The organism is Cryobacterium suzukii (genome assembly GCF_004403185.1).
Lineage (GTDB): Bacteria > Actinomycetota > Actinomycetes > Actinomycetales > Microbacteriaceae > Cryobacterium > Cryobacterium suzukii.
In genome coordinates, this window is record NZ_SOHJ01000003.1 from 92,096 (window position 1) to 117,780 (window position 25,685).

23 protein-coding genes and 3 tRNA genes are annotated in these 25,685 nt (G+C 62.3%); 12 read left to right on the plus strand and 14 right to left on the minus strand.

Translation table 11 applies throughout. From position 1 onward, the window contains the following. From gyrA to E3T39_RS03630, 4 genes are all read left to right on the plus strand, one after another. The gene (gene gyrA, locus E3T39_RS03615) at positions 1–2,616 is read left to right on the plus strand and encodes a DNA gyrase subunit A (protein ID WP_420898136.1); all 2,616 of its coding nucleotides are present in this window, start codon (positions 1–3) and stop codon (positions 2,614–2,616) included. Beyond that, entirely contained in the window at positions 2,609–3,013 is a 405-nt protein-coding gene (locus tag E3T39_RS03620) for a DUF3566 domain-containing protein (RefSeq protein ID WP_134513377.1), read from the plus strand. The genes gyrA and E3T39_RS03620 overlap by 8 nt, the downstream gene beginning before the upstream one ends. Before the next feature lie 140 nt (positions 3,014–3,153). Beyond that, positions 3,154–3,227, plus strand: a tRNA-Ile gene (locus tag E3T39_RS03625). 87 nt (positions 3,228–3,314) lie between these two features. Continuing rightward, a tRNA-Ala gene (locus E3T39_RS03630) sits at positions 3,315–3,387 on the plus strand. Between the two features lie 209 nt (positions 3,388–3,596). On the opposite strand, the gene E3T39_RS03635 is transcribed toward E3T39_RS03630, so the two are convergent. Beyond that, positions 3,597–4,124 carry a hypothetical protein gene (locus E3T39_RS03635; RefSeq protein ID WP_134513378.1) on the minus strand — a complete coding sequence of 176 codons (528 nt, stop codon included), beginning with the start codon at positions 4,122–4,124 and terminating at the stop codon, positions 3,597–3,599. A 152-nt stretch (positions 4,125–4,276) separates the two neighbouring features. Between E3T39_RS03635 and E3T39_RS03640 the strand changes: the two genes are divergently transcribed. Together E3T39_RS03640 and E3T39_RS03645 are read left to right on the plus strand one after the other, a co-directional pair. Continuing rightward, entirely contained in the window at positions 4,277–4,816 is a 540-nt protein-coding gene (locus tag E3T39_RS03640) for a peptidylprolyl isomerase (protein ID WP_104191793.1), read from the plus strand. Between the two features lie 165 nt (positions 4,817–4,981). Further along, a complete protein-coding gene (locus E3T39_RS03645; protein ID WP_338145257.1) occupies positions 4,982–5,680 on the plus strand; it encodes a rhomboid family intramembrane serine protease in 699 nt (232 codons plus the stop codon). Positions 5,681–5,842: 162 nt separating this feature from the next. Here E3T39_RS03645 and E3T39_RS03650 read toward each other — a convergent pair whose 3' ends face one another. Beyond that, a complete protein-coding gene (locus E3T39_RS03650; RefSeq protein ID WP_104197275.1) occupies positions 5,843–6,088 on the minus strand; it encodes a cell division protein CrgA in 246 nt (81 codons plus the stop codon). Positions 6,089–6,168: 80 nt separating this feature from the next. Between E3T39_RS03650 and E3T39_RS03655 the strand changes: the two genes are divergently transcribed. Genes E3T39_RS03655 through E3T39_RS03660 form a run of 3 tightly spaced genes read left to right on the plus strand, consistent with a single transcriptional unit; the run spans position 6,169 to position 7,792 of the window. Beyond that, positions 6,169–6,987, plus strand: a complete 819-nt coding sequence (locus E3T39_RS03655; RefSeq protein ID WP_241979491.1) for a class E sortase — start codon at positions 6,169–6,171, stop codon at positions 6,985–6,987. A gap of 8 nt (positions 6,988–6,995) precedes the next feature. After that, entirely contained in the window at positions 6,996–7,157 is a 162-nt protein-coding gene (locus E3T39_RS16075) for a hypothetical protein (RefSeq protein WP_166784024.1), read from the plus strand. Next, positions 7,154–7,792, plus strand: coding sequence for an anthranilate synthase component II (locus tag E3T39_RS03660; RefSeq protein WP_134513380.1), 639 nt, complete (start codon positions 7,154–7,156; stop codon positions 7,790–7,792). Before E3T39_RS16075 ends, E3T39_RS03660 begins: the two co-directional genes overlap by 4 nt. A gap of 103 nt (positions 7,793–7,895) precedes the next feature. Here E3T39_RS03660 and pknB read toward each other — a convergent pair whose 3' ends face one another. From pknB to E3T39_RS03695, 7 genes are all read right to left on the minus strand, one after another. Continuing rightward, entirely contained in the window at positions 7,896–9,590 is a 1,695-nt protein-coding gene (gene pknB, locus E3T39_RS03665; protein ID WP_134513381.1) for a Stk1 family PASTA domain-containing Ser/Thr kinase, read from the minus strand. A 78-nt stretch (positions 9,591–9,668) separates the two neighbouring features. Further along, complete coding sequence (locus E3T39_RS03670) at positions 9,669–11,378, minus strand: protein kinase domain-containing protein (RefSeq protein ID WP_134513382.1); 1,710 nt, start codon at positions 11,376–11,378, stop codon at positions 9,669–9,671. Next, positions 11,375–12,826 carry a peptidoglycan D,D-transpeptidase FtsI family protein gene (locus E3T39_RS03675; protein ID WP_134513383.1) on the minus strand — a complete coding sequence of 484 codons (1,452 nt, stop codon included), beginning with the start codon at positions 12,824–12,826 and terminating at the stop codon, positions 11,375–11,377. Before E3T39_RS03675 ends, E3T39_RS03670 begins: the two co-directional genes overlap by 4 nt. Continuing rightward, the gene (locus tag E3T39_RS03680) at positions 12,827–14,215 is read right to left on the minus strand and encodes an FtsW/RodA/SpoVE family cell cycle protein (protein WP_241979492.1); all 1,389 of its coding nucleotides are present in this window, start codon (positions 14,213–14,215) and stop codon (positions 12,827–12,829) included. Continuing rightward, positions 14,208–15,437, minus strand: coding sequence for a PP2C family protein-serine/threonine phosphatase (locus tag E3T39_RS03685; protein WP_134513384.1), 1,230 nt, complete (start codon positions 15,435–15,437; stop codon positions 14,208–14,210). The genes E3T39_RS03680 and E3T39_RS03685 overlap by 8 nt, the downstream gene beginning before the upstream one ends. 3 nt (positions 15,438–15,440) lie before the next feature. Beyond that, a complete protein-coding gene (locus E3T39_RS03690; protein ID WP_134513385.1) occupies positions 15,441–15,992 on the minus strand; it encodes an FHA domain-containing protein FhaB/FipA in 552 nt (183 codons plus the stop codon). After that, positions 15,989–16,747 (minus strand): FhaA domain-containing protein, encoded by a 759-nt coding sequence (locus E3T39_RS03695; RefSeq protein WP_134513386.1) that lies wholly within the window; start codon positions 16,745–16,747, stop codon positions 15,989–15,991. Before E3T39_RS03695 ends, E3T39_RS03690 begins: the two co-directional genes overlap by 4 nt. A gap of 305 nt (positions 16,748–17,052) precedes the next feature. On the opposite strand from E3T39_RS03695, the gene E3T39_RS03700 reads away from it, so the two are divergent. Beyond that, positions 17,053–17,136, plus strand: a tRNA-Leu gene (locus tag E3T39_RS03700). 249 nt (positions 17,137–17,385) lie between these two features. On the opposite strand, the gene E3T39_RS03705 is transcribed toward E3T39_RS03700, so the two are convergent. Then, positions 17,386–17,640: a hypothetical protein gene (locus tag E3T39_RS03705; RefSeq protein ID WP_134513387.1), complete on the minus strand. Its 255-nt coding sequence runs from the start codon at positions 17,638–17,640 to the stop codon at positions 17,386–17,388. Between the two features lie 228 nt (positions 17,641–17,868). Further along, positions 17,869–18,981: a trypsin-like serine peptidase gene (locus tag E3T39_RS03710; protein WP_166784025.1), complete on the minus strand. Its 1,113-nt coding sequence runs from the start codon at positions 18,979–18,981 to the stop codon at positions 17,869–17,871. A 1,172-nt stretch (positions 18,982–20,153) separates the two neighbouring features. Between E3T39_RS03710 and E3T39_RS03715 the strand changes: the two genes are divergently transcribed. Further along, positions 20,154–21,107 carry a cytochrome b/b6 domain-containing protein gene (locus tag E3T39_RS03715; RefSeq protein ID WP_134513388.1) on the plus strand — a complete coding sequence of 318 codons (954 nt, stop codon included), beginning with the start codon at positions 20,154–20,156 and terminating at the stop codon, positions 21,105–21,107. On the opposite strand, the gene E3T39_RS03720 is transcribed toward E3T39_RS03715, so the two are convergent. Together E3T39_RS03720 and E3T39_RS03725 are read right to left on the minus strand one after the other, a co-directional pair. Continuing rightward, positions 21,104–21,880, minus strand: coding sequence for an EI24 domain-containing protein (locus tag E3T39_RS03720; RefSeq protein ID WP_134513389.1), 777 nt, complete (start codon positions 21,878–21,880; stop codon positions 21,104–21,106). The genes E3T39_RS03715 and E3T39_RS03720 overlap by 4 nt on opposite strands. Positions 21,881–21,889: 9 nt before the next feature. Further along, positions 21,890–23,236, minus strand: a complete 1,347-nt coding sequence (locus E3T39_RS03725) for a hypothetical protein (RefSeq protein ID WP_134513390.1) — start codon at positions 23,234–23,236, stop codon at positions 21,890–21,892. Between the two features lie 115 nt (positions 23,237–23,351). Here E3T39_RS03725 and E3T39_RS03730 point away from each other — a divergent pair, with 115 nt between their 5' ends. Beyond that, a complete protein-coding gene (locus tag E3T39_RS03730) occupies positions 23,352–23,987 on the plus strand; it encodes a hypothetical protein (RefSeq protein WP_134513391.1) in 636 nt (211 codons plus the stop codon). 26 nt (positions 23,988–24,013) lie between these two features. Here the strand turns inward: E3T39_RS03730 and E3T39_RS03735 are convergent, their stop codons facing one another. Beyond that, complete coding sequence (locus tag E3T39_RS03735; RefSeq protein WP_134513392.1) at positions 24,014–25,465, minus strand: MDR family MFS transporter; 1,452 nt, start codon at positions 25,463–25,465, stop codon at positions 24,014–24,016. Positions 25,466–25,685 lie beyond the last annotated feature (220 nt).

Consider the following 25,685-nt stretch of genomic DNA (forward strand, 5'->3'; position numbering starts at 1 on the left):
ATTAACCCCGAGGAGACGGCTGCAACCGCGGCCGCTGCGGCAGCCCACCTCGTGCAGCACGGCAAGATCGACCAGGTCGACCTCCAGCTGGAAATGCAGCGTTCCTACCTCGACTACGCCATGAGCGTCATTGTCGGGCGCGCTCTGCCCGACGTGCGTGACGGTATGAAGCCAGTGCACCGGCGAGTGATTTACGCCATGTTCGACGGCGGCTACCGCCCGGACAAGGCCTTCTCCAAGTGCGCCCGCGTCGTCGGAGACGTCATGGGGCAGTTCCATCCGCACGGTGACTCGTCGATTTACGACGCGCTGGTGCGTCTCGTGCAGCCATGGAGCCTGCGGTATCCGCTCGCGCTCGGTCAGGGAAACTTCGGTTCCCCCGGCAATGATGGCGCAGCTGCCCCGCGATATACCGAGACCAAGATGGCCCCGCTGGCCATGGAAATGGTTCGGGACATCGATGAAGACACCGTCGATTTTCAGGACAACTACGACGGCCGTACCCTCGAGCCGACCGTGTTGCCGGCCCGCTTTCCGAACCTGTTGGTCAACGGCTCGGTCGGTATCGCGGTCGGTATGGCCACCAACATTCCGCCGCACAACCTGCGTGAGGTCGCCGCCGGCGCCCAGTGGTATCTCGAGAATCCCGACGCTACGCGCGATGAGCTGCTCGAAGCGCTGATTGCCCGCATCAAGGGACCTGACTTTCCTACCGGTGCCCAGATTTTGGGTGTCAAGGGTATTCAGGACGCCTATCGCACCGGGCGTGGCTCGATCACCATGCGCGCGGTCGTGAGTATTGAAGAGTTACAGGGCCGAACCTGCCTCGTCATCACCGAACTGCCGTACCAGGTGAACCCCGACAACCTCGCGATCAAGATCGCGGACCTGGTCAAAGACGCCAAAGTCACCGGCATTGCGGACATCCGCGATGAGACCAGTGGTCGCACGGGCCAGCGCCTTGTCATCGTGCTCAAGCGCGATGCCGTCGCCAAGGTCGTGCTGAATAACCTCTATAAGCACACGCAGTTGCAGGAGAACTTCGGTGCGAACATGCTCGCCATCGTCGATGGCGTGCCGCGTACGCTCGCCCTCGACGGTTTCATCTCGGCCTGGGTCGCTCATCAGGTCGAGGTCATCGTTCGGCGCACCCAGTTCCGCCTGAACAAGGCCGAAGCGGATGCCCACATTCTGCGCGGCTACCTCAAGGCCCTGGACGCCCTCGATGAAGTGATCGCGCTCATCCGTCGCTCAAACACGGTCGACGACGCTCGTGAAGGCCTTATGGCCCTACTCGACGTCGACAAGTTGCAGGCCGATGCGATTCTCACCATGCAGCTACGTCGCCTCGCTGCCCTGGAGCGCCAGAAGATCATCGACCAGGCTGCCGAACTCGAACTGCAGATCGCGGAATTCAAATCGATTCTGGCCAGCCCCGAGCGGCAGCGAACGATCATCAGCGAAGAACTCGCCGAGATCACCACAAAGTTCGGTGACGACCGCCGCACCGAGATCATGTTCGGTTTCGACGGCGATATGTCGGTCGAAGACCTCATCCCCGAAGAGGAGATGGTGGTCACCGTCACGCGCGGCGGCTACATCAAGCGCACCCGCAGTGACAACTACCGCAACCAGCACCGCGGCGGCAAGGGAGTAAAGGGTGCCCAACTGCGCGCAGACGACGTGGTCGAACACTTCTTCGTCACCACGACGCACCACTGGCTGCTGTTCTTCACCAACACCGGTCGGGTTTACCGGGCGAAGGCCTACGAAGCCCAGGAATCGGGCCGCGACGCTAAAGGTCAGCACGTGGCCAATCTGCTCGCGCTGCAGCCGGGGGAGGAAATCGCGCAGATCCTCGATATTCGCGACTACGAGGTGGCCCAGTATCTGACCCTCGCTACCCGCGACGGATTGATCAAGAAGACCGCACTCAGTGAGTACGACACCAACCGTACCGGCGGCATCATCGCGATCAAGCTGCGAGAGGGCGACGAGCTCGTTTCCGCTCTGCTGGTTGAAGATGATTCCGACCTGCTGTTGGTCTCTCGCAAGGGCATGTCGATTCGCTTCACCGCGACCGATGAGGCGTTGCGCCCGATGGGACGGAGCACGTCCGGCGTGATCGGAATGCACTTCCGCGGCGAGGACACCCTGCTGGACGCATCCGTTATCAACAACGACGGCTATGTCTTCGTGGTGACAGAGGGTGGTTACGCCAAGCGCACCGCCGCTGACCAGTACCGGCTGCAAAATCGCGGCGGTCTGGGGATCAAGGTGGCAAAGCTCAACGATGACCGTGGCGACCTGGTTGGATCGTTGATCGTGAACCCCGAGGATGAAGTACTTGTGGTTCTTGCCAGTGGCAAGGTGGTACGCTCTGACGTCGCTGAGGTTCCCGCCAAGGGTCGGGACACGATGGGCGTTGTGTTCGCGAAGTTCGCGGATGAAGACCGAATCATTTCCATCGCGAAAAACATCGAACGTAATCTGGTCGCCGCCGACGAAGAAGGCGTGACGGATGCCGACGCACCAGCTGGTGCCATCGACACCACTGCTGCGGAAGAGGCTGTTACGCACGCGGATTCAGAGAAAGTAGAGACACCGAATGAGTAGCGTTGCCGAAAAACTCGCCAAGAAGTCCACTCGCAAGACCGCGAGTAAGCAGGTTCGTCTCAAGTTGGTCTACGTCGACTTCTGGTCGAGCGTAAAACTGTCATTTCTGATTGCGATCTGCCTCGCTATCGTCACGATCGTGGCCACATTCTTCACTTATACAGTTCTGGTGCAGACTGAGGTGTTGACTACGGTCGACGAGCTGTACGCGACCGTAGCGGGAGAATCGGCCGATCTGACAGCCATCCTTTCGATTGGCAATGTCATGGGCTTTGCGGTCGTCGTGGCCGTGCTGAACATGGTCGTGATCACCGCCCTCGGTGCTATCTACGCCGTGCTATATAACCTGAGCGTCAAAATCACCGGTGGTCTGCTCGTCGGCTTCACCAATAACTAATCGTCCTTTTGCGCGATTGAGGGCTGTTTTTGCCCAAAAAAACAGCCCTCGCAAGTCGAATTCACGTTGTTTCTCCTTTTGGAGGGTGACTCGATTTCAGGTTCCGGCCAGATTCCGGTAGTCTTCAATCTGCCCAAGAGGGGGATATAGCTCAGTTGGTTAGAGCGCTTCACTGATAATGAAGAGGTCCCAGGTTCAAATCCCGGTATCCCCACTTTGCGAAGTTTGTACCGATGAAGCACAGCTTCATCGGCGCTGGCGTCGCAGAAACGCTGGCGCGTTTCTCATAGCTCCAGCGCGCGGGGCCATAGCTCAATTGGTAGAGCGCCTGCTTTGCAAGCAGGAGGTCCGGGGTTCGATTCCCCGTGGCTCCACAGTTCAGGAACAAGGCCCGTCTTCGGACGGGCCTTTCGTGTATCCGTGCGGTATCGGGGTGCGGCGATATCGTTCGCCAACGGTGGGCATCCACTTTTAGCACTTCTCTTACGCCCTCAATAGAGCCGTGGTGGCCAGCGGAGCGCTTAACGCAGCAGAGCCCGCATCCCATGGATGCGGGCTCTGCTCGAGCTGGTGGGCGTTTGCCCTAGTCTTCCTGCGCCGTGGTCGGTTCGACCTCATCGTCGGTGACCCAGAGCTCGTCGTCAGCGCGAAAAGTCTGCCAGACGGCGTACGCGACGCCTACGGCGGCGACGACGGCCAGGCCGAGGGCGAAGTAGGTACCTGCCCCGGGGCCCTTCGGTTCGACCACAACGGGCTTTTGAAAGCGGATGCGGCCGATCGCTGCCCGAACGCGGGCGTCGCGCGCGACGTCCCCGACGGACATGACCGTTCCAATGGCCGTTCCGATACCGGGAAGGACGTCGTTGACCACGCGGCGTCGCACACCGTCAGCGGCGTCGTGGGTGGCGTTTACGCTCGGGCGAACGTAGTGGTCATAACCCTCGCGAACGCGCGGACCTACTTCTTCGCGCGCGAGAACGCTGGCCTGATGACCGGCTTGGCGAGCGAGAACATTGGCCCGCTCCAGAACCTCTTGTTGGTGGCTCCATAGTTCGTCTGCGCTTTTGCGCAGCCGAGTGAGTTCCTTGCGGCGCTTGCGTGACAGGCTCATCTGGACCCTCCATCGATGTCGTGTGGCGAATGTGTATCTATCTTGGCACTGAGTGCCCATCTTGCCACTCAATCTCCGTGTTGCCAGCGAATGCACTGGGAGCGCGTGCCGGTAGTCAGAGTCGGTGGAGATTGCTGTGCAAGAATCGGTGTATGTCTAAGCACACCGCTGTCGCCACCCTAAACACAACCCTCGGACCTATCAAGGTCAACCTCTTCGGCAATCACGCGCCGAAGACGGTCAAGAATTTCGTCGGCCTCGCGACCGGCGATATCGAGTGGAAGCACCCCGCAACGGGCGTCGCCTCCTCTACGCCGCTCTACGACGGCACGATCTTTCACCGCATTATCAAAGACTTTATGATCCAGGCCGGCGACCCGCTCGGCCAGGGTACCGGTGGCCCGGGCTACCAGTTCGATGACGAAATCAGCCCCGACCTCGACTTTACCCAGCCCTACGTGCTCGCCATGGCAAACGCTGGAATCCAGGGTGGCCACGGCACAAACGGCTCGCAGTTCTTCATCACCGTCGTTCCGACCACCTGGCTGCAGGGCAAGCACACCATCTTTGGTGCCGTCGAAGACGAAGACAGTCGCGCAATCGTTGCCAAGCTCGCCACCGTCGCCACGGATGGTCGCGACCGTCCCCTCGAAGACGTTTCCATTCAGAGTGTCTCTGTCGAGTCCGTCTAACCAATACCCCCTCTACAGAGAATGAGTGATCTGCCGGTCTCGGCGGCGAATTTTTGTTACCGCCATCCGGGGCGGCAGAGCTTCATTCTGTGTCAGCGTTGTGGCCGAACCATCTGCGCCGAGTGCCAAACCCAGGCCGCTGTCGGGGTTATCTGCCCCGAGTGCATGAAAATCCAGCGTAAGAACGCTCCCCGTACCAAACCAGCCGTCTTCACTAGATTGACCGGGAGCGGCCAGCCGACGGTGACCTATGCGCTTATCGCGCTCACCGTATTCGTGTTCGTCCTGCAATGGATCCCGGGTTTGGGGATCACCCAGCGATTCGCATACGTGCCAGCCCTGACCATCATTGAGCCCTGGCGAATGCTGACCAGTGTCTTTCTGCATTCGCCGGGCGGACTGCCGTTTCACCTGCTACTGAACATGTACGCGCTCTGGATATTCGGACCAATGTTGGAGGGACTGCTCGGTCGCGGGCGTTTTTTGGCACTGTATCTGATCAGCGGGTTCGCGGGTTCGGTCGGCGTTCTGGTTCTGGCCCCGTTCACCTCCGTCGTTGGGGCATCAGGGGCACTGTTCGGGCTCATGGGTGCGTTCCTGATTATTCAACGAGGTCTGGGTGGAAACTCCAGGCAACTGCTGCTGCTCCTCGGAATCAACGTCGTGGTGAGCTTTATTCCCGGGATCGCGTGGCAAGCCCACCTCGGCGGCATCGTCGGGGGCGCGTTGATCGGATTCGTGCTCATGCGTACCCGTCGACCAAACCAAAAGGGTTTGCAAATCCTTCTGATCGCCGCCGTTGCCGTTCTCTTTGTGGCTATTGCCGTACTCCGGATTTTGAGCCTGCTCGCACCGGTGGGATAGCCGGCGGCGGGCTCGTTCGCCATTCGCATCTCGAGTTATCCACAGGTCTATCCACATGGGGATAATTACACCGGTGTCATTACCCTCAATACAGGGCCCAGGTGACCGGGAGATTAGCGTTCCATGAACAGTCTGAGACCGGTGATCGGTCGTGGTGAAGAGTTAACGCCAGCGGGTGGTCATGAGAAAGCCGATGAAGGCGATTCCGAAGCCGACCAGAATGTTCATGGCACCGAGCCCCGCGATGGGAAGCTGGCTGCCACTGACGTAGAACACGATGATCCAGGCCAGACCGAGCAGCATGAAACCGAACATGACCGGTTTGAACCAGACGGCGTTGGGCGCGTCCTCGTTCGAGCGGGCAACGTCGGTGCGGGCGGACCGGGTGCGGGGATTCTTACGTGCCATTCTGCGATCCTAGCGTCTCCGCCTGTTTTAGTGGATTTGGCGCGGGTTCTGGCTGCCAATCAGGTCGGTAGAATCGCGGTATGTGTCCTCAGGCAGACGATCTCATCGTGATCGTCAGCAAGCGCCCGCGCCGGGCGCAATCGGGCAAATTCAGCGTGGTCGGCGTGCTGGGCGAACTCCTCATCACCGCGGCCACCCTCGTGTTGCTCTTTCTGGGCTGGCAGCTCTGGTGGAATGACTTGCTTATGGCCAACTCGCAGTCCTCAGCTGCAAGTCAGATCAGCCAGGACTGGATCGATTCGAACACGCTAACACCGGAACTCGTTCCAAGTGTTGGTTCGGCCGAGCCGAGCGCCGTACCGGTCGCCGTCGACTACGGAGCGCCGATCGTGGCTGACGTTCCGGCGAAGGCCACAGCTTTCGCGGTGCTGTACGTTCCCCGTTTCGGCGCTGACTACCGCCGCACCATTGCCGAGGGCACCGGCCATGACGTCTTGAACAGCAACCGATTGGGCATTGGGCACTATACGGGTACGCAGATGCCAGGGGAGGTGGGCAACTTCGCCGTAGCCGCCCACCGCAGCGCTTTCGGCGGTGGGATGCATCTGATCAACGAACTTCAGCTCGGGGATGCCATTTACGTTCAGACTGCGGACGGCTACTACTCGTATCGGTATCGCGATACCGAGTATGTGGCGCCCTCACAGGTGCAGGTGCTGGCATCCGTGCCGAACCATCCCGAGGCAAGCGCGGTCGACCGCATCATCACCCTGACCAGCTGCAATCCGCTCTATTCCACCGCGGAACGCATCATCGCTTACGGCGTGCTCGAAGCGTGGCAGCCGCTCTCGGCCGGCGCTCCAGCCGAACTGGCACCGATCATCGCAGCACAGGGCTAGGAGGCTCCATGTACGCAGCGCTGTGGCGTGTTCTTCCCGGGCCCGTCTGGGCGCGTATTATTCTTGTACTGATCCTGCTGGTGGCGGTGCTCGCCGTGCTCGCCACCTGGGTGTACCCGTGGATCGACGGCATTATCAACAACCAGGAAGCGACAGTGGGCGGCTCATGACCCGTATTCTCGTGATCGACAACTACGACAGTTTTGTTTATACGCTCAACGGCTACCTGATGGAGCTCGGCGCGGATACCGAGGTTGTGCGCAACGACTCCTTCGACAAAGCGGATGCCGTCTCCCGCATCGCCGACTACGACGGCGTTCTGATCTCGCCGGGTCCCGGTAAGCCCTCAGATGCCGGCGTGTCTATTGCCGTGGTCGAGGCGGCCCTGGCCACCGACCTGCCCCTATTCGGCGTATGCCTGGGCCATCAGGCCATCGCTGAGGCCTTTGGGGCTACGGTGACCAATGCCGAAGAACTCATGCACGGCAAAACGTCGGTCATCACGCATGATGGCAGCGACTTCTACGACGGCGTACCGCAGCCGTTCACGGCCACTCGGTACCACTCGCTCGCCGTCGTCGCGTCGACCGTTCCAAGTGACCTCATCGTGACGTCACGCACGCAGGGCGGCGTCATTATGGGGCTGCGGCACGCATCCGCTCCCATTCTGGGCGTGCAATTTCACCCGGAGTCTGTGCTCACCGAGGGCGGCTACCTCATGCTCGGTAACTGGCTGGCCCTGGCCGGTCTGGAGGGTGCCCAGGAGACCGCGAAGACGCTGCATCCGTTGTTGCGCCTCACTTGAATCCACTCCGCGCTGAGCAGCGCTGGGCCCACCTTGTGACCGTGGGCCCAGTTTATAAACTGGGCCCACGGACGGGGCCCGGGCCCCGTCCGTGTGGTGCTAGCTAGGAGCCGGCGCAGTAGGTCAGGATGATCTCGGAACGTTGGGGGACGTCGCCGGGCGCCAGTGACTGAGTCTTGATCGGAGAACCGGACGCCTGGGCGCAGGTGTAATCCGCCTGGGAAACCGGCGTGAGGCTGTCATTGCTGACGAGGTCGATCGCGGCCACCAGGGACTGGCCGGTCAGGTCCCCGATGGTGACGAGCCCACTTGAGACGGTGTAGTTCACGGTGACTCCGGCAAACTCGGATGCTGCCGCGGCCGGATCGGTGCGCATAACGACGTCGGCTGCCACTGTGGGCGAGTTTTCGGCGGTGACCGATCCGGAAACGAAACCGAGCGCTTCGATCGCGGCCTGGGCATCCGTTATGGGTTGGTTCGTGACGTCGGGAACCACAACGGGCACGGGGCCGGTGGAGACGAAGACCTTGATCACGTCTGAGGGGTTGACGATGGTGTCGGCCGGAGGGTCGGTGCGAATGACTTGGTCGGCGGGCACCGTGGTACTCGACTCCTCGGCACGGGTGGCCGCGAGATCCAGGTCGAGGAGCATGTTTTGGGCCTCGTCGTAACTCTGGCCGGTGAGTGAGGGCACCTGGCGTGAGCTGTCGGGCAGTTCCACCGAGGGTTGCAGGTTCGCGACCCAGATCATGACCGCCACGACGATGACGACGACGCAGACGATTCCAGCCCAGACCCAGATCACCGGAGGGCGTCGCTGTGTGCGCACCATTGTCGTATCTTCGGAGAGCTGCTTGAGGGCCAGGGCTGAACCGGTGACGGCGGTGGGCGCAGCGCCGAAGAGTCCGGCGCCAACCTCTTCGCCGGCATGATGGATGGGAATCTGGCCGGATCCGGCGGTCTCGACATCACCCCGAAACTCGACGGCGCTCTGGTATCGAGCGAATCTGTCCTTGGACAGGGCGCGTAGCACGACCGAGTCGAGGGCGGGTGACACCCGGGGGTTGAGCTCCGACGGTTTAACCGGCATCTCACTGACGTGCTGATAGGCAACTGCCACGGGTGTGTCCCCGCGAAACGGCGCTCGCCCGGTGAGCATTTCGAACAGCACCACACCGGTCGAATAGAGGTCGGTGCGCGCATCGACGGATTCACCCTTGGCCTGCTCGGGGGAGAAGTAGGCAGCGGTGCCGAGGATTGCCGTGGTTTGGGCGACAGTGGTGGCCGAGTCGGAGATCGCGCGGGCGATGCCGAAGTCCATCACCTTCACCTGGCCGGACTTGGTGATCATGATATTGCCTGGCTTGATGTCGCGGTGTACGACGCCCGCCCGGTGCGAGTACTCGAGTGCGGTCAGAACCCCGTCGATGATGCGTACAGCCTCTGCGGCTTCGATCGGGCCCTCACGAATGATGTCCTTGAGCAGTCGGCCGTCAACGTGTTCCATGACGATGAACGGAATCTGCGAGTCGTGGCCCGACTCGTCGGTGACGGTCTCCTCACCGGCATCGAACACGCGCACGATCGTGGGGTGCGCCATCCGCGCGGCGGCTTGCGCTTCCTGGCGGAAGCGGGTGCGAAACGCGGGGTCGGCCGCGAGGGTCGACTTGAGCAGCTTGATTGCTACCGTGCGACCGAGCCGGGCATCGGTGCCGATGTGCACATCGGACATGCCACCACGGCCCAGCAGGGCCCCGACACGATAGCGACCGGCGATCAAACGACCAGAGTCAGCCACGTACGCACTCCCCCACAATCAGACACCGTATTCGGGTTGGACACAGTGACCGCTACTTTACCGCACGGAATTGGGGAATTACTCTCCGAGAGCAGCGTCACCAGTGACGAGCACTTCGGCAGCCGGGGAGAATTCAGAACCGATCTGACCGCAGAAATAGCGGAACTTTACCGTGAAGTTTTCTGTACCAGCGGTGATCGTAGCCGTAGTGGTTTGAGCGTTGGTCGGGTTTGCCGAGGTGATTGCGGCGGCACCGCCCTCCGTGACGATCTCATAGCCGGCCAGAGTTTGGCCGGTCGGGCAGGTCTGGGCGTTCCAGCTCACAGTGACTGTACCGGCCGGAGCGGCCGGTGACGGTGTCGCGGTCGGAGGCGCTGTTGGCGTGCTCGGCGTCGCAACCGGCCCGTAGGTGGTGAGGGTGATCGTTGCGCCGGCCGGAACCGGGCCCCTGGGGTTGACCAGATACACCCGATCAACATCCTCCCCGGTCGCAGCCGCATTACCGGGTTCGACGTCAGCGACAAATCCCATTTCAACGAGCAAAGCGGCGGCCTCGGCGCTTGGCTTTCCAATGAAGTCATCGGGATTGACCGACGTATTGGTTGGTGTTGGTGTCGGCGTTGGGCTCGGTGTTGGTGTCGGCGTTGGGCTCGGTGTCGGTGTCGGCGACGGCGCCGCCGACGTCTCGGCAGGAACCGGGGTCTCGTTGTTCTGGGTGACCAGGGCGATGAGCGTGCCGGTCAGCACGATCACGAGCAGTATGACGAGGGCGATGAGCGGCCAGGTCCACTTGCTGCGCTTCTTCTTCTCCGCCTCTGCTGCAGCAGCGGATGAGCGGGTGATGGGGGCACCGCTGGCCGGAAGAATGGTCGTGGCCTGGTCAGAGCCAGCACCGGGCATGAGCATAGTGGCACTGGTGGCCGTGAGACCGCCCAAAACCGAGGGCACGGCCACCGCGGCTGCGGCCACGTCGCCGCGACGCAGAGCGGATGCCGCGCGCGCCAGGTGTGCCGCCGATGCCGGCCGGTCGGCCGGGTTCTTGGCGAGGCAGGCGAAGACGAGGTTGCGCACCGGTTCGGACACGGTTACCGGCAGATCGGGCGCGATCTCGTTGATCTGCGCCATGGCGATGGCCACCTGCGATTCGCCCGTGAACGGACGTCGGCCGGCGAGGGACTCGTAGGCGACGATGCCGATCGAGTAGATGTCGGTGGTCGGTGAGGCCGGGTGGCCGCTGGCCTGCTCGGGTGAGAGGTACTGCACGGTACCCATGACCTGGCCGGTGGCGGTGAGTGGCACCTGGTCTGCGATGCGGGCGATGCCGAAGTCGGTGATCTTCACCCGGCCCTCTGGCGTGATGAGCAGGTTGCCGGGCTTGATATCGCGGTGCACGAGGCCCGCGGCGTGAGCGGCGTGCAAGGCTGCAGAGGTCTGCGCGACAATGTCGAGCACTTTGTCGGTCGGCAAGACGTGTTCGCGTTCGAGAATGGTGGACAGGGCTTCGCCGGGAACGAGTTCCATGACCAGGAAGGCGCTGCCGTCTTCTTCGCCGTAGTCAAAGACATTCGCGATGCCTTCGTGGTTGACGAGCGCGGCGTGGCGGGCTTCGGCGCGGAAGCGCTCGAGAAAGCCCGGGTCGCCGAGGTACTCGTCTTTCAAAATCTTGATAGCGACGCTTCGTCCGATGACGAGGTCGGTGGACTTCCACACCTCGCCCATGCCGCCAATCGCAATGCGCGACTGCAGCTCGTATCGTCCCCCGAAGGTGAGGCCTGCTGTGGGTCTCATTTGTTAAGCACCGCCTCTAGTACTTTCTTTGCGACAGGTGCGGCAAGTTTGTTGCCGAACCCGGTTTGTCCTTCTCCCCCGCCGTCCTCTACGAGAACGGTGACGGCATACTGCGGGTCGTTCGCCGGTGCGAAACCGGTGAACCACAGTGTGAACGGATCTGTTGACCCGTTTTGCGCCGTGCCTGTTTTTCCCGCCACGTCAACCCCGTCTATTCTTGCATTGCTTGCCGCACCATCCTGAACGCCGTTGATCATCATCGCGGTGATCGTCGCGGCGGTTTCTTCACTCATCACGCGCCCAAGTTCGGCCGGTTCAAAGGTTTGGATGGCACTGAGATTGGGCGCGAGAATTTCCTGCACCAGGTTGGGCGCCATCACGACCCCGCCGTTGGCGATGGCACCGCTGACCATGGCCATCTGCAGCGGCGTCGCCTGAACGTCGAACTGGCCGAACGCCGACTGCGCCGTCTGCGGGTCGTCGAGCCCGCGCGGGTAGATGCTCTCGGAGACGTTCATCGGAATGCTGTAGTTGCTGTTGAAACCGAATTTCTCGGCCGTCTCACGAATGGCCGTGTCGCCGAGCTCTACGCCGAGTTCAGCGAATGGGATGTTGCAGGAGAGTCGCAGTGCGGTCGCGAGGGTGACCGTCTCGCCGGCGCCGCAGGGTCCTCCGCTGGAGTTTTCGATCTCACTCGTCGTGCCGGGCGCCGTGTAGACGGAAGGGTTTGGAAAAGTGCTTTCCGGGGTGTAGTTGCCCGATTCGAGCGCGGCCGTGGTGACGACCAGCTTGAAGATCGACCCGGGAGGGTTGAGCGAATTGATCGCCCGGTTGACCAGGGGGTCGTTCGGGTCGGCCAGGAGGGCGTCGTAGCTCGCAATGACCTCGGAGTTGTTGTGCACGGTGAGCAGATTCGGGTTGAAACCTGGTTTGGAGACCATGGCCAGGATGCGGCCGGTGGCGGGCTCCGTAACGACGACGGATCCGGTGTAATCGCCGAGGGCATCCCACGCGGCCTGCTGGGCGACCGGATCGATGGTGACCTCGACGGCGGCACCCTTCGGGTCCTGGCCCGTGACGAGGGCGCTGATCTTGTCGAAGAATTGGGAGTTTGACGTGCCGGTGAGTTCGGCGTTGAGAGCGAACTCCAGCCCGGTCGGTTCGCCGTTGATTGGGATATAGCCGGTGATCGGCGCGTAGAGCTCGGGGTTGGTGTAGGTGCGGAGAAACTTGAATTCGTCGTCGGCCGGCATCGACTGCGCGATCGGCTCGCCGTTGACGAGGATGGCACCGCGTTCGACCTGGTAGCTGTCGTAGAGCGTGCGGGTGTTGCGCGGGTCGGCCGACAGGTTGTCGGCTTGGAAAGCCTGCACGACCGAGGTGGAGCCGAGTAGGGCGACGAACATCAGCATCACGACGATACTGACGCGCTTGAGTTCGCGGTTCACTTAGACCACCAGCCTGGGTTGATTGCGCACGGTGTCGGAGAGCCGCAGCAACAGGGCCGCGATGATCCAGTTAGCTACGAGCGATGAGCCGCCCGCGGCCAGGAACGGGGTGGTCAGGCCGGTGAGGGGAATGACCCGGGTGACACCGCCGATCACAATGAAGCACTGCAAAGCCACGACGAAGGCGAGGCCGACAGCGAGCAGCTTGCCGAAGTCATCCTGCCCGGCGAAGCCGATGCGAAACCCGCGGGCAACGAACAGAAGGTACAGGGCGAGAATGGCGAAGATTCCGGCGAGCCCGAGCTCCTCGCCGAGGCTTGCGATGATGTAGTCGCTCTGCGGCACCGGGGTGATCTCCGGGCGCCCCTGGCCCCAGCCGGTGCCGAGCAGGCCTCCCTTCGCGAGGCCAAACAGGCCCTGCACCAGCTGGAAACTGCCGCCCTTGGCATTGTAGACATCTGGATTGAGCGCATCGAGCCAGTTGGTGAAGCGTCCATTGACGTAGTTCAGGGTTTGGCTGGCTATCAGGGCTCCGCCGAGGAATAGGCCCATGCCCAGGATGACCCAGCTGAGGCGGCCAGTGGCGAGGTAGAGCATGACCAGGAACAGGCCGAAGTAGAGCAGGGCGGTACCAAGGTCGCGCTGAAAGATGATGACGGACATCGACAGGGCCCAGACGACGAGAATCGGGCCAAGGTCGCGAAAGCGGGGAAAACGGGCGCCGAGAAACTTCTTGCCGACCATGGAGAGACTGTCGCGGTTACGCACAAGATAGCCGGCGAAGAATACTGCGAGAGCAATTTTGGCGATTTCACCGGGCTGGAAGGTACCGAAACTACCAACACTGATCCAGACCCTCGCGCCGCTGACCTCTTTGCCCAGGCCGGGAACGAGCGGTAGGAAGAGCAGCAGCACGCCGACGAGACCGGCGATGTAGGTGTAGCGGAACAGTACGCGGTGGTTGCGAATGACCAGGAGCACGACGATGGCACTGAAAATGGCCAGGGCGCTCCAGACCGTCTGGCGCACGGCGGCACTGGCCCAGCCGCTCTGCTGGTCGGCGATATCGATGCGGTAGATCATGGCGATGCCGATGCCATTGAGCACGGTAGCGATCGGCAGAATGAACGGGTCGGCATCGCGGGCGACGAACCGCAGCACGACGTGCAGGCTGATCACGAGGGCCGACAGGCCGGCGCCGAGCAGCACGAGGGTCGGGTCGAGTTCGCCGAGCGCGCCCAGCTGCACCAGCACGACCGCGCTGGCATTGATGAAGCAGGCGATCAGCAGCAGGAAAAGTTCGAGGTTGCGCAGCTTCTGAGGCAGGTGCAGGCGACGTACCGGCTCGGTCACCGCCGGGCGCGCTGTTTGAGCGGATGTCTTACTCAACGATTGCCCCCTTCAGCCGCTCGATGATGGCCAGGGCGTCGGCGAGGGAGCCGGCGTTGATGGTTTGCTCCACCTGCTGACGGTCGTAGACGCGCAGGTCGGAGAGATTGAGGTCGGTATCTTCGTAGACACTAGACAGTTTGATCGGGCCGATGTCCTGCTGCACGCCCTGATAAATAGCGACGTTAGAACCGTCAACGCCCACGAAGTAGCGGGTCTGGGTCCATTGGTAGCCGAGAATAGTGGTCGTGACGATGCTGAGCACGAGCAGAATGACTCCGACCAGCCAGGTGACCTTGCGGCGGCGGGCGCGGCGGGCATCCTCTTCGATCAGCTCGGACAGGTAGTCCTGGGAATCGGGCTCGAAATGCGTTTCGCGCACCGGATGCAGGCGGAGGGCCGGGATGCGCAGGGCCCGATTGCGGCTGGGCTCTTCACCGAACGCGAGCGGATTCGCCGCGGAACCGACGATGACCGGACTGTCGGTGCGGGCGACGCCTTCGCCGATATCGACGATGACGACGGTCACATTGTCGGGAGCGCCGCCGTCGAGGCTCTCCTTGACGAGAAGGTCGGCGACATCCTGCGCGTTCGCCCCGCTCGCCAGGGCTGAGGCCATGGCGTTGTGTGAGACGACGCCGGTGAGACCGTCGGAGCAGAGCAGCCAGCGGTCGCCGGCGATCGTGGCGAGGATGGACGTGTCGATCTCGGGGCTCGCCTCGACGTCGCCGAGAACGCGCATGAGCACGGAGCGGCGCGGATGCACCATGGCTTCAGCCTCGGTGATGCGGCCGCTGTCGACCAGACGTTGCACGAAGGTGTGGTCAATGGTGATCTGGGACAACTCGTTGTCGCGCAACAAATAAATGCGCGAGTCGCCGATGTGCGCGATCGCGACCTCGTTCTCGAGCACCACGATAGCGCTGACGGTGGTGCCCATGCCGGTGAGCTCGGCGTGCTCGAACACGGTCTCGGCCAGCTGGGCGTTGGCGCCGATGAGCGCGGCCTGCAGGGCGAATTCGGCGTCTTGGGCGCTCGCGTAGGGCTTGTCGGCCTCGATGATGCGCTTGGTCGCGATCGATGACGCGACGTCACCGCCGGCGTGGCCACCCATGCCGTCGGCGACCACAAACAGTGAACGTCCGGCGTAACCGGAGTCCTGGTTGTTGGAGCGAACCCTGCCGACGTGGGACGTGGCTGCGCTGTGACTTACCGTCGCCATGACCTACCGCCGAAGCTCGAAGCTGGTGGCGCCGATCTTCACGGTGGCGTTCAGGGGAATTTTGGTCGGCACGGTGACGCGGGAGCCGGCCAGAAACGTGCCATTGGTGGAGTCGAGGTCTTGCAGCATCCACTCGTCGTTCCAGAGCATGAGGCGAGCGTGGTGCGTGGAGGTGTAGTCATCGCGGATGACGAGGCTGGAGTCGCTCGAACGTCCGATCGTGATGGTGTCGGTGCCCAGCGGGAACTCCGTGCCGGCTTTCGGGCCGCTCGTGATGACCAGACGGGTGGTGTTCTGACTCGTCGCCATTCCAGCGTCGGTGGCCGGACTGGCGCGCGCTACCGGTGCCGTGAAGGCCTCGGCGGAGGGGGCGGGGGCGGGGACTGCGGCGGGAACGGCGGAGGCCGGCGCGGGGGCTGCATCCGCTGTCATCTTGCGCACGCGCTGCCCAAACAGGTCGCTGCGCAGGGCATAGACGATGCCGAAGATGAACATCCAGAGTAGGAGGAGGAAGCCGATGCGCAGCACCAGCAGGGTCAGTTCGCTGACGTTCATGCGTTCGGCCCCCAGAATCCGCCCATGTCGTGGCGTTCAGTGGCCGGATCGACCGATGGTGCGGCGCGCGGGTACTCGCGGGAGTCTGGCGAGGCCTGGGCAAGCACGCGGAATACGATGCGGGTGCGGCCGATCGTGACGATCGAGTCGGGCTCGAGAATGGCCTGGGTTACGGGGGCACCGTTGAGCTGGGACCCGTTGGTGGAGCCGAGGTCGCGCACCTGGGCTCGGGCGCCGTCCCAGAGGATTTCGACGTGACGGCGTGAGGTGCCGGTGTCGTCGACGGTGATGTCGGCGTCAGAACCGCGCCCAATCACGGTTCGGGCCTTGATCAGCGGGTGCCTGGTGCCGTTGATGTCGAGCACCGGCGTCCAGGACACGGTGCTCTTGGCCGAGCTGGAGTCGATCTGCACCATGCCCTCACTGAGGCCGCGGTCGTCTTGCAGGGTGATCGTGATGCCGCCGGTGAACTGGTAGCGCTGTTCGGCGCCGTGTTTTTGCACGAGGGCGGTGAGCTCATCGATGAGGGTGACGCCGAGCGCGCTCATGCGGGCGTAGTCAGCGTGGGACATGCGCACGGTGAAGCGATTGGGCGCAAGGATGCGATCCCGCGAGACTACAGCGGCCTTGGTGTCGAGCTCACGACGCAGCGCGGAGGTGATCTCCACCGGCTGCAAGCCCGATCGAAAGGTCTTGGCGAACGCTCCGTTGACGGCGCGTTCTAAGCCCTTTTCAAAGTTATCCAGTATGCCCACAGGTCTCCCGATCCGGTCCGTTTGGCTATGAGCATGTTACTTGTCTCGGGTGACAACCCACCTTGAGGGCGCAAACGGCACGAACAGCCATACTACCTGCGGAGGGTCCCTGACCGAATTCCGCACCCATTATGGCCATTCCGTGGGACTTTTTCGGTGGTGGTGGCGGCAAGCGGATGCGGTGCGGCCGGGCCCGGCGACGGCATCCGTTGTGGGCGCGCCCGCGCTCGAAAGCGGGGGCAGGCTCTCGCGACGCGCCGCCGAATGGCGCTGACCCCCCTCGCAGTGTTAGCATTCCTAAGTTCGCGCGAGTGGCGGAATTGGCAGACGCGCTGGCTTCAGGTGCCAGTGTTCGAAAGGACGTAGGGGTTCAAGTCCCCTCTCGCGCACTGCGGGTGTTTCAGGAAATTGAAGTTTCGTTTTCATGAAATCCAAGCGAACAGGCCGGTTGAGTAGAAATACTCGACCGGCCTTCGGTTTTTAACGGTGTGTGCGGCACTCACTGGCAGTAGTTCTCGTGGGCCACTAAAAGACGGGATGTAACAGCATGTTGGTGTTTACTCCGCTATCTTGCCCCGGCCTGTACTTTCAGCACCGCTCGTAATGGTGACATTCCTGACAGATCTGGGCACTTTGCATTATTTCGATGGTGGAATGGCGCCGTCGATCGAAAGTTTGACTACAGGCCTGTCCCCGAGAGGTGCGTCGAGATCGATGAGCAACGAGCCCTGAAACGCCAGGGCAGTGCACGCTTCCGGCGCTTCCGGCAAGGTGCCTTGGATGAGCGCCACAGCGACTTCCGTGCCGGTTTGCTCAGTGATTGCGCGCGTTCCGTAGCACGCGGGATTTCCTCCAACGAAGAACACACGAACCTGCGTGTCCGAGACGTTCACCGAATCCGTCCAGGGCAGGACTCTTTCCTCGACGAGATCATCGCGTGGAATTTCATCTTTAGGTGCTGGACTTCCACTTGTAGAGGGAGCTGGCACTGCAGTGGAACCGCCCTCTTCGACCCCGAGCGAGTCACCAGAGGTGTTTGTTGAGCACGCAGATGCTCCCAACATGCACACAGCTAAAAACGCTCCCGCCACGAGTCGTGTCGATCCCAACAAATCTGTCCCCTACCAATCTGCATCTGCCGATACATACATAGTCCGAATGTCACTTCTGAAGAACGGGCCGCTGATATAAGTAGTGCTGCCCGATGGGCCAAACGAACTGACAGACTTTAGATTACCGAGCCCGGAATCGTTGCTGTAGTCCTTGAGCCAAGGACCTCCCGAGGCTCCGCCACCAAAGTCGCATCCGCTGATTGAATGAAATTTATAGTTGTCCACGCTGCGGGTTCCAGTGGTCCCCCAGCACGCCCACATGACCTCGCCGCCGTCGAGATTTGCTGGGTATCCAAAAAGGGTGGCATCAAAGACGTACTCAGCACCCCCAGTGATAAGCCCATGACCGCCTACAGCGTTGACAACAGCCGATCCACCTTCGTTGGTCGTGGTCGTGACGAAGGCGACATCAGAGTTGAATCCACGGCCAGTCGCTCCGTAGGTGATCCAGTCGTTCATTGTTCGAAAGGTATAGGCGGGAAAGGTGCCGTTGGGCCGGGAGCCATTGTTGTATTCAGGTACAAAAACCCAATTGGCATGCCAGGTCGCTCCAGGCCCACCGTGAACACAATGTCCCGCTGTAGCCACGAGTCTCTTTGAGCTGCTGTTGACGGCGGCACCGGAGCAGATGTAGTCCCTGCCGTCCGATTGGTCGTGGAAAAAGACCTTTCCGTTGGTCTTTGAGAAGTTGGTTACCGGAGTCACCGCAGTTGGTGACACGGATTCATCGACTGCGCCGGCCGACTCCGTCACAACTTCCGGGCTGCCATTGGCGGACTCTTGCTCAAAGTATTGACGCGCATCGGTTTCGATATCGGCATCAATAGCTGGCGTTTCGACCGGGATTGCATTTGCCATCCGTTCCTCAGTCCAATACGCATCGACTCGTGGATCTCCGCCCATCTGATCAAGCTGCTTCAGGGTGTACGGCGACGCAGCACCTAATCGTGCGCCCGTGCCTTCCATATAGACGGGGGCAGCGACTGACGTCGACTTGGCCGAGAGGGGGAGACCACTGGGTGGCTCCCCGCTGGCAGCTATTGCGGAAGCACCGACGCCCGTGGTGATTGTGAGGATCAGGACGGACAAGAGGCCCATATACATGGATGATTTCTTTTTCATCAACTACTCCAGTTCACGATTATTGACACATGTGCAGAGGAAATTCGGGTGCGTGTCGTGGGACGAAGCTGCTCCTCGCGGTCCACATTTCTACACCGATTCTCAGATTTTGCGATGATCTCGTTTCACAGGTGCAGGGTCCCAACGACGCGGTCGTTGGGACCGGCAAGGCCATGGGTGGAGCCCTACTGTTTCTGGTCAGAGCGGTACTCACCCGATGGCGGGGCTGACGTCTCCAGGCAGTTATTGTCCTGACTATCTGCCTACGGTAGGCATGGTGATGATGCTTGAATTCCGCAGGTTCATGCACTTGGCGATGACGATTATGAGGTGAACGAAACCGCCCAGCACACAGTTGCGAATCACGAGCATCAGCACCAGTGAAATCGGACCATATCCCGCAGTTTTCGACAGCTCGTGCTTTGCGTTGGCACCGCCTAGAATCGTGCTTCCCCGGGAGGCCGAAGCTCTCCAACAGCAGGTCTCGAATCAAACTCATAGCCCCCCCCGCATCGATCGTGTGCTCAACGCTTTACAGGTTCCCCGCAAAAGGGGTGGACTCATAAGTCGGCATTTCTGGTGACTAGCCAACTGTGGAAAGTTGAGTTATAGTCGCGCGAGTCGTAGCCCTTCGTGCGCTGGCCGGTCGCCCTGCGCACCAGAGCAACGTGAAGATGGCAGAGTTGAGGAGCGCAATCTCCGGCACGGGAAAGTCGGTGCCGGGTGGTTTTTTCGGACAGCGCGGGGTGGGCGCGACTCGAGGAACGCCTTGGCGATGCGACAACTTGGTTCCTCAACCTGGCTCCACGTCAGCCACACATCGGCGTGCACCACCGCGAGATTATCTCCGTGTTTCCCTACTGTGTGGGCCAGCTGTTCACTCGGCAGGACGATCGCTATGGAAAGTACTGCAGGGGCGTACCGGAACATCAGATGCACTGTTGAAACACCCACTGCGGATGGGTGCGGATAGCCGCACAATCCATGCGAACAGTCAGGGCCCTCCGCGAAATCGAAGGCCCTGTGTCATTAAGTAGCCATCGGCCTGTCTGTGGAGAGTGCTTGGCGCAAGCAATGTGACCTACCGCGTCAGTGATCGACATCGCGTGGCGGGGTGGCAAGTAGCCTTGCGGTGACGCTCCGGCAATTTGCCCGGACGAGATCGGATCACGATGACGACGGGTTCCTCCCGGCTGAGCTTGTTTCGTCCGAGCCGTCCGAACCGGTGGTTTCGGCTGGCCTGGGTTGTGCCTGCCGTGCTCGTTGCGCTGGCACTCCTGGTGCTCGCGGCGAATGGTATTCGTGGCCTTCCGCCGGTCGAATCGTTCACACGTGGCTACGCCGGTGTCTCGACGCATCCCGCCGCAACCCCGGTTGGAATACCGGCCTGGCTGGCCTGGCAGCACGGCCTGAATGCCTTCTTTATTCTGTTCGTGATTCGTACCGGCTGGCAGGTGCGCACAACCAAACGTCCATCCGTGTTTTGGACGCGCACAAACACCGGTTTGTTCCGCACGAAGAATCCCCCGATTCGAATCACACTCAACCTCTGGCAGCACATCGTCTTTGACTCCCTTTGGGTCGTCAACGGCATCCTGTTCTACGTTCTGCTGTTTGCGACCGGTCAATGGCTGCGCCTGGTCCCGACCAACTGGGACGTCTTTCCTAACGCAGTGTCGGCCGGCTTGCAGTATGCCTCGCTCAATTGGCCGACCGACGGCGGCTGGGTGCACTACAACGCCCTCCAACTGCTCAGTTACTTCGTCGTGGTGTTCATAGCGGCGCCGATCGCGCTCGTGACCGGCCTGCGCATGTCACCGGGCCTCTCCGCACGGTTCCGACGCCTCGATCGTGTCTTTCCCCTGCCCGTTGCGCGCAAGCTGCACTTCGCGGTGCTGATCTTCTTCGTGGCGTTCATCGTCGTTCACGTGACGCTCGTGCTCACGACCGGCGCCCGCGCGAACCTCAATCACATGTATGCCGCACGCAATGATGACGGATGGACCGGCGTCTGGATCTTCGTCGCCGCGCTGCTGGTCACGGCCGGAATTTGGGCGGGCGCGCGTCCGGTGGTCGTGCGTGCGATCGCGGCTCGCAGCGGCCGCATCATTCACCGCAAGCGTTAGACCGCTTCAGGTCTAGGCGCGAGCACGTCTCGGCTGAGCATGGCCGCGCCGGCCACCGCCGCGGGCATCACAATGACGGCCGCGCCCGGGATCAGGAACAACAGGTAGGTGAGCACACCGAAGCCGAGGCTGCGGGGGCGGCGCGCGCGCAGCATCCGTCGTCGCTGTTTGACGGTAAAGCCGCGGGCATCGAAGGCGAAGCCGGTAAGCTCGAGCGTCAGGATCCAACCGCCGAACAGCGCCCCGAGAACGAGCGCGAGCAGTTGGCCGAGCCCGGGAATCAGGCTACAAACCAGAAGCAGCAGAGCCACCCCGACGGCGAGACCGACCAGTCGCAGGGCGTCGGCCACGGACCGCAGAATGCCGCGCGGGGCTTCGACCGGCGCATCGCCGAGACGGGTTTCGACCGCTCGCCAGATGCGCTCATAGAAGGGGTCACCGACTGCGAGGGTCACGGCCACGAACGTGTACGCCAACAAGAGGATGCCGGCAGCCGCGACCGCCGCGGCAGCCACCACCCGCATACCGGTGCGCCACGGCTCCCCCCAGCCGCTCGCGAACGGACTGATGGCCACGGCGATGGCCTCGAGGTTGATGAGCAGCACCACGATACCGGCCAGATAGGCAATGCCGACGATGAACGCCGGCAGGGCCCCGAGCAGCATGAGGCGCGGTGACGTGATCCACATTTTGAGGCCGCGACCGAGAAAACCGGCCCCGGCGAGGAACTCGCGGGTCGCGGTGGGGCGGGCCGAGGAGGAATGGGGCGGCATCCGAAAACCCTATCCTGCCGGTGGTGCTGCGTTCCAGGCGGCGATGAAGGTGTCCTGGAGGACCGGGTCGGTGTCATCGAATTCGCTGTTCGGTGGCAAAACGGTAAGAGGCGAGGTCGCCGTAAACCGCAGCCGAAAGTCCGTGGTCTCCAGGTCGACGGTGATTCCATACGCGATCGCCCGCTTCGCGAGGGGCGCGAACTCGGCGAGACCAGCGGCATTGTCGACGAGCACTTCGAGCTCATCGGCGATACTCGTCACACTCGTGACGAAATCGTCGGCCAGTAGGGCATTCGCCGTGCTTATGGCACTCTGCCGATCACGGTAGTCGGTGTTCGAAACGTAGAACGAGTGCACGGCAACCCTCGTCTCGAAGCTGAGAAAATCCAGGGCGGCTACATCGGCGTTGTTCGCGAGAATCGTGTCGACAGCCTGCGCAGTGGTGCCCGTGTCGACGACGAAACGAAGACCGTTCGGGGACACTCTGATCTCGATGATTCCGGGGTAGTCGCCGAGCTCATCCACGATGCGATTGGTGGCTGAGTAATCGCCTTCGTCCTGCAGGGTGACCAGGCTTGAGGTGATCGTGACGCTGCCGAGGCTAGCGTAGTCGGGCCGTGCGGCTATGAAGGCGGTGGTGGGTGCGACATCCGCTTGCTTTCGCAGTTTGAGACCGAATCCGATGGGCGATAAGCCGGCGCTGGCAAGCTCAAAGGCCACGTTCGCGTCATGAAAGGCGCTAATGGCGGCGTCGGGCCGGATTCTGGGCTCGGATCCCGTCTCGCCGTACAAGTCGTCTCTGGTCAGGTCGCTGCCGGACATCTCGAAGGCGGCCGTTGAATCTGCCGAGAATAATTCTGCTGGGTCGAAGAACGGGTAGTTGGCCAGGAGGGCGTCGGCCTGGTCGTAGGCCGCGACGAGCTGGTCGGCGCCGAGCGCAGTCACGCTCACCCTGAACTCGCCGATCGCTGCGCCGACGATGGTGTCGGCGGCGCGCAGGTCGGCGTACAACCCGAGTAGCTGGTCGTTGTCGGTGCGCACGGCCGTTACGGCGAGGCCGAACGCGCCGGTTTCGAGCACGACGGGTGACCACTGCACGAGCTTCTTGTGCTCATCGACGTACTGGCCGATGAGGTCGGTCAGCTCGCGCAGCCGTTCGTCGGAGACATCGTCGTCGAGAGTGACGGTGGCGTCCACCGAGCCCGAGAAAGGAAGGGTGTTGTTCACTAAGAGGCCGACGTCGGCGACGCCGGATTCGCTCGAAATGAAGGTCTTGAAGTCAACACCCGCGGCGCTGCCGGCATTGATTGGGCCGCAGCCGCTCAGCACGGTGATAGCAACGAGGACGACGGCCATCGCGGCCAGGCGACGGCGGGCAGGTGCGAAGATGGTGTCCCGATCTGCTGGTGCGTGCCTCGGTTCTGTGCCCCGCACCGGTATTCTCGAGGGTACACAGGGAGAGGGGGCAGTCGTGACGCACGCGCATCCGCTGTACGTCGACGTTGAAGTAGCCTGCCTGTGCTGCCTCGCGCCGCAGCCCTTTCACTTCACCTCGCTGAGTGACCAGGTGGTCTGCTCGCTGTGCGTGCACCACATCGGGGCCGATAAATCGGAACGTCGCGATCTTGAGCACGTGCGGCTGTGGGCCGCTCGGTGGGCGGCGTCCGAGACCGCCCACGCCGAATACATCATCGAAACGGATGCTTTACTCGTCGCCCGAGACAACGACCTGACCGCGCTCCGCGATCAGGTCGCCGAGCTCAGCGCCATCGTCGCCGGCCAATTCACGGCCGGGATCGACGGGGTGCGCGGCCTGCTGCAGAACGACCTGGTCAAGCGGGCCGAACGCAACACCGAGTTGGCTCACCGGCAGATCGACTGGGCCATGGCCGGGATCTGGCGCATCGAAGCGCTGCACCACGACTCAGCGACGCAGCAGTGTTCTTGCGGGCGCACGGCCGGCAGCTGTGCAGAGAGCGCCGCGATTGACCCCCTGCGCCGGGCGCTGCGCGACTGGGAGAAGAAGAACGTGGCGCGGCTGCGGGGCGGCCGTCGGCATGGACTGCCGGATGACCACCCCGCGGTTCTGGCCCAGCGCATCCGCTGAACCAGCGCGCTGTGCAGGTGCGTGGGCTAGTGCCCGATGGGCGCCGGCGCACCGAGCGGTGGACGCCGCACCAGGAACGCCGCTGGAATCGCGAAGAGCGAGATGATCGCGCCGCACAGGAACGCATCGTGAATACCGGATGCCGTCGCCGAGACCTCGGACACGCCCCGCGTCATGAGAGCGGTCGACTGGGACGTCATCACGGCGATGAACAGTGCGGTTCCAACGGCGCCCGCCAGCTGCTGGATGGTGCCGACAACGGCGCTGCCATGGGAATACAGGTTCGGCGAGAGCGAGCCGAGGCCCGACGTGAACAGCGGCGTGAACAGCATCGACAGACCGACGCTCATGCCGATGTGGGCGACCATGAGCATCCACGGTTCGGTGCTCTGCCCCATCATGGTCATGGTCCAGAACGCGGCGCTGACAATGATCGACCCGGGAACGAGCAGAATGGTCGGGCCGCGGCGGTCATAGATGCGGCCGACGAACGGCGCGAGCAGGCCCATCGTTAGCCCTCCCGGAAGCAGCAACAGTCCGGTGGCGAGTGCGGTCATGCCGAGCACGTTCTGCATGTACAGCGGCAGCAGAATGATGGTCCCGAAGAGGGCGATCATGCTGATGCCAAGCATCGAGATCGAGAGGGTGAACGTGCGCGAGGTGAACACGCGCAGATCGAGGAGGGCCTGATCGGTGCGCTGCAACTGCAGCTGACGCAACACGAACAGGAGTAGGGCGAACACGCCGATGCCGAGCGGTAGCCAACCGGCAGTGGCAGCCGCGCCGAGGTTGCTGAGTCCGTAGACGAACCCGCCAAAGCCGAATGCCGAGAGGATGACGGAGAGCACGTCGAGGGGAACCGTGCGTGGCGTCGTCACGTTCTGAATGCGCGAGGCACCGAGAATGAGCGCGCCGATGGCGATCGGCAGCACGATTATGAACATCCAGCGCCAGTCCAGCACGCTCAGGATGATGCCGGAGATGGTGGGGCCGATGGCTGGGGCAACCGAGATGACGATGGAGATGTTTCCCATGGTCTTGCCGCGGGAAGCGGGTGCAACAAGCGTCATGACGGTGGTCATGAGCAGCGGCATCATGATGGCCGTTCCGGTGGCCTGCACGATGCGGCCGATGAGCAGCACCTCAAAGCCGGGAGCAAGCGCGGCGACCAGGGTGCCGGTGCTGAACAGTGTCATGGCGGCGATGAAGATCGGCCGGGTGTTGAAGCGCTGAATGAGAAAACCGGTGATCGGAATGACCACGGCCATGGTGAGCATGAACGCTGTGGTCAGCCACTGCGCCGCGGTCGCCGTGATGTTGAGGTCGTTCATGAGGTGCGGCAGCGCCACACCCATAATGGTCTCGTTCAAGATAACGACGAACGCCGAGACCAACAGAACGCGGATCACCAGCTGGTTGCGCTTGGCGTCCGGGTGTAGCTCGGCCTTGGTGGTAGGCGCGTTGGCTGTTGTGGTCATAACTGATCCTGACGGTCGTGCGAAAAGGGGGACGTGCGAGAATGAGCGGGCCGCCCGCCCCGTGAGTACCCCCGGGCCGGCTCGCTGTGAGCGCCTTCAGGTGTAGCGTTTTGCAGGGTGTGAATTATTCCGCCAAATTAAAATTGACCGAGCCGCCGCTCGTTTGGGCTCTATTCACTGAAATCAACCTCAGGGAGACCGATGAGGGCGGTGCGGGGAG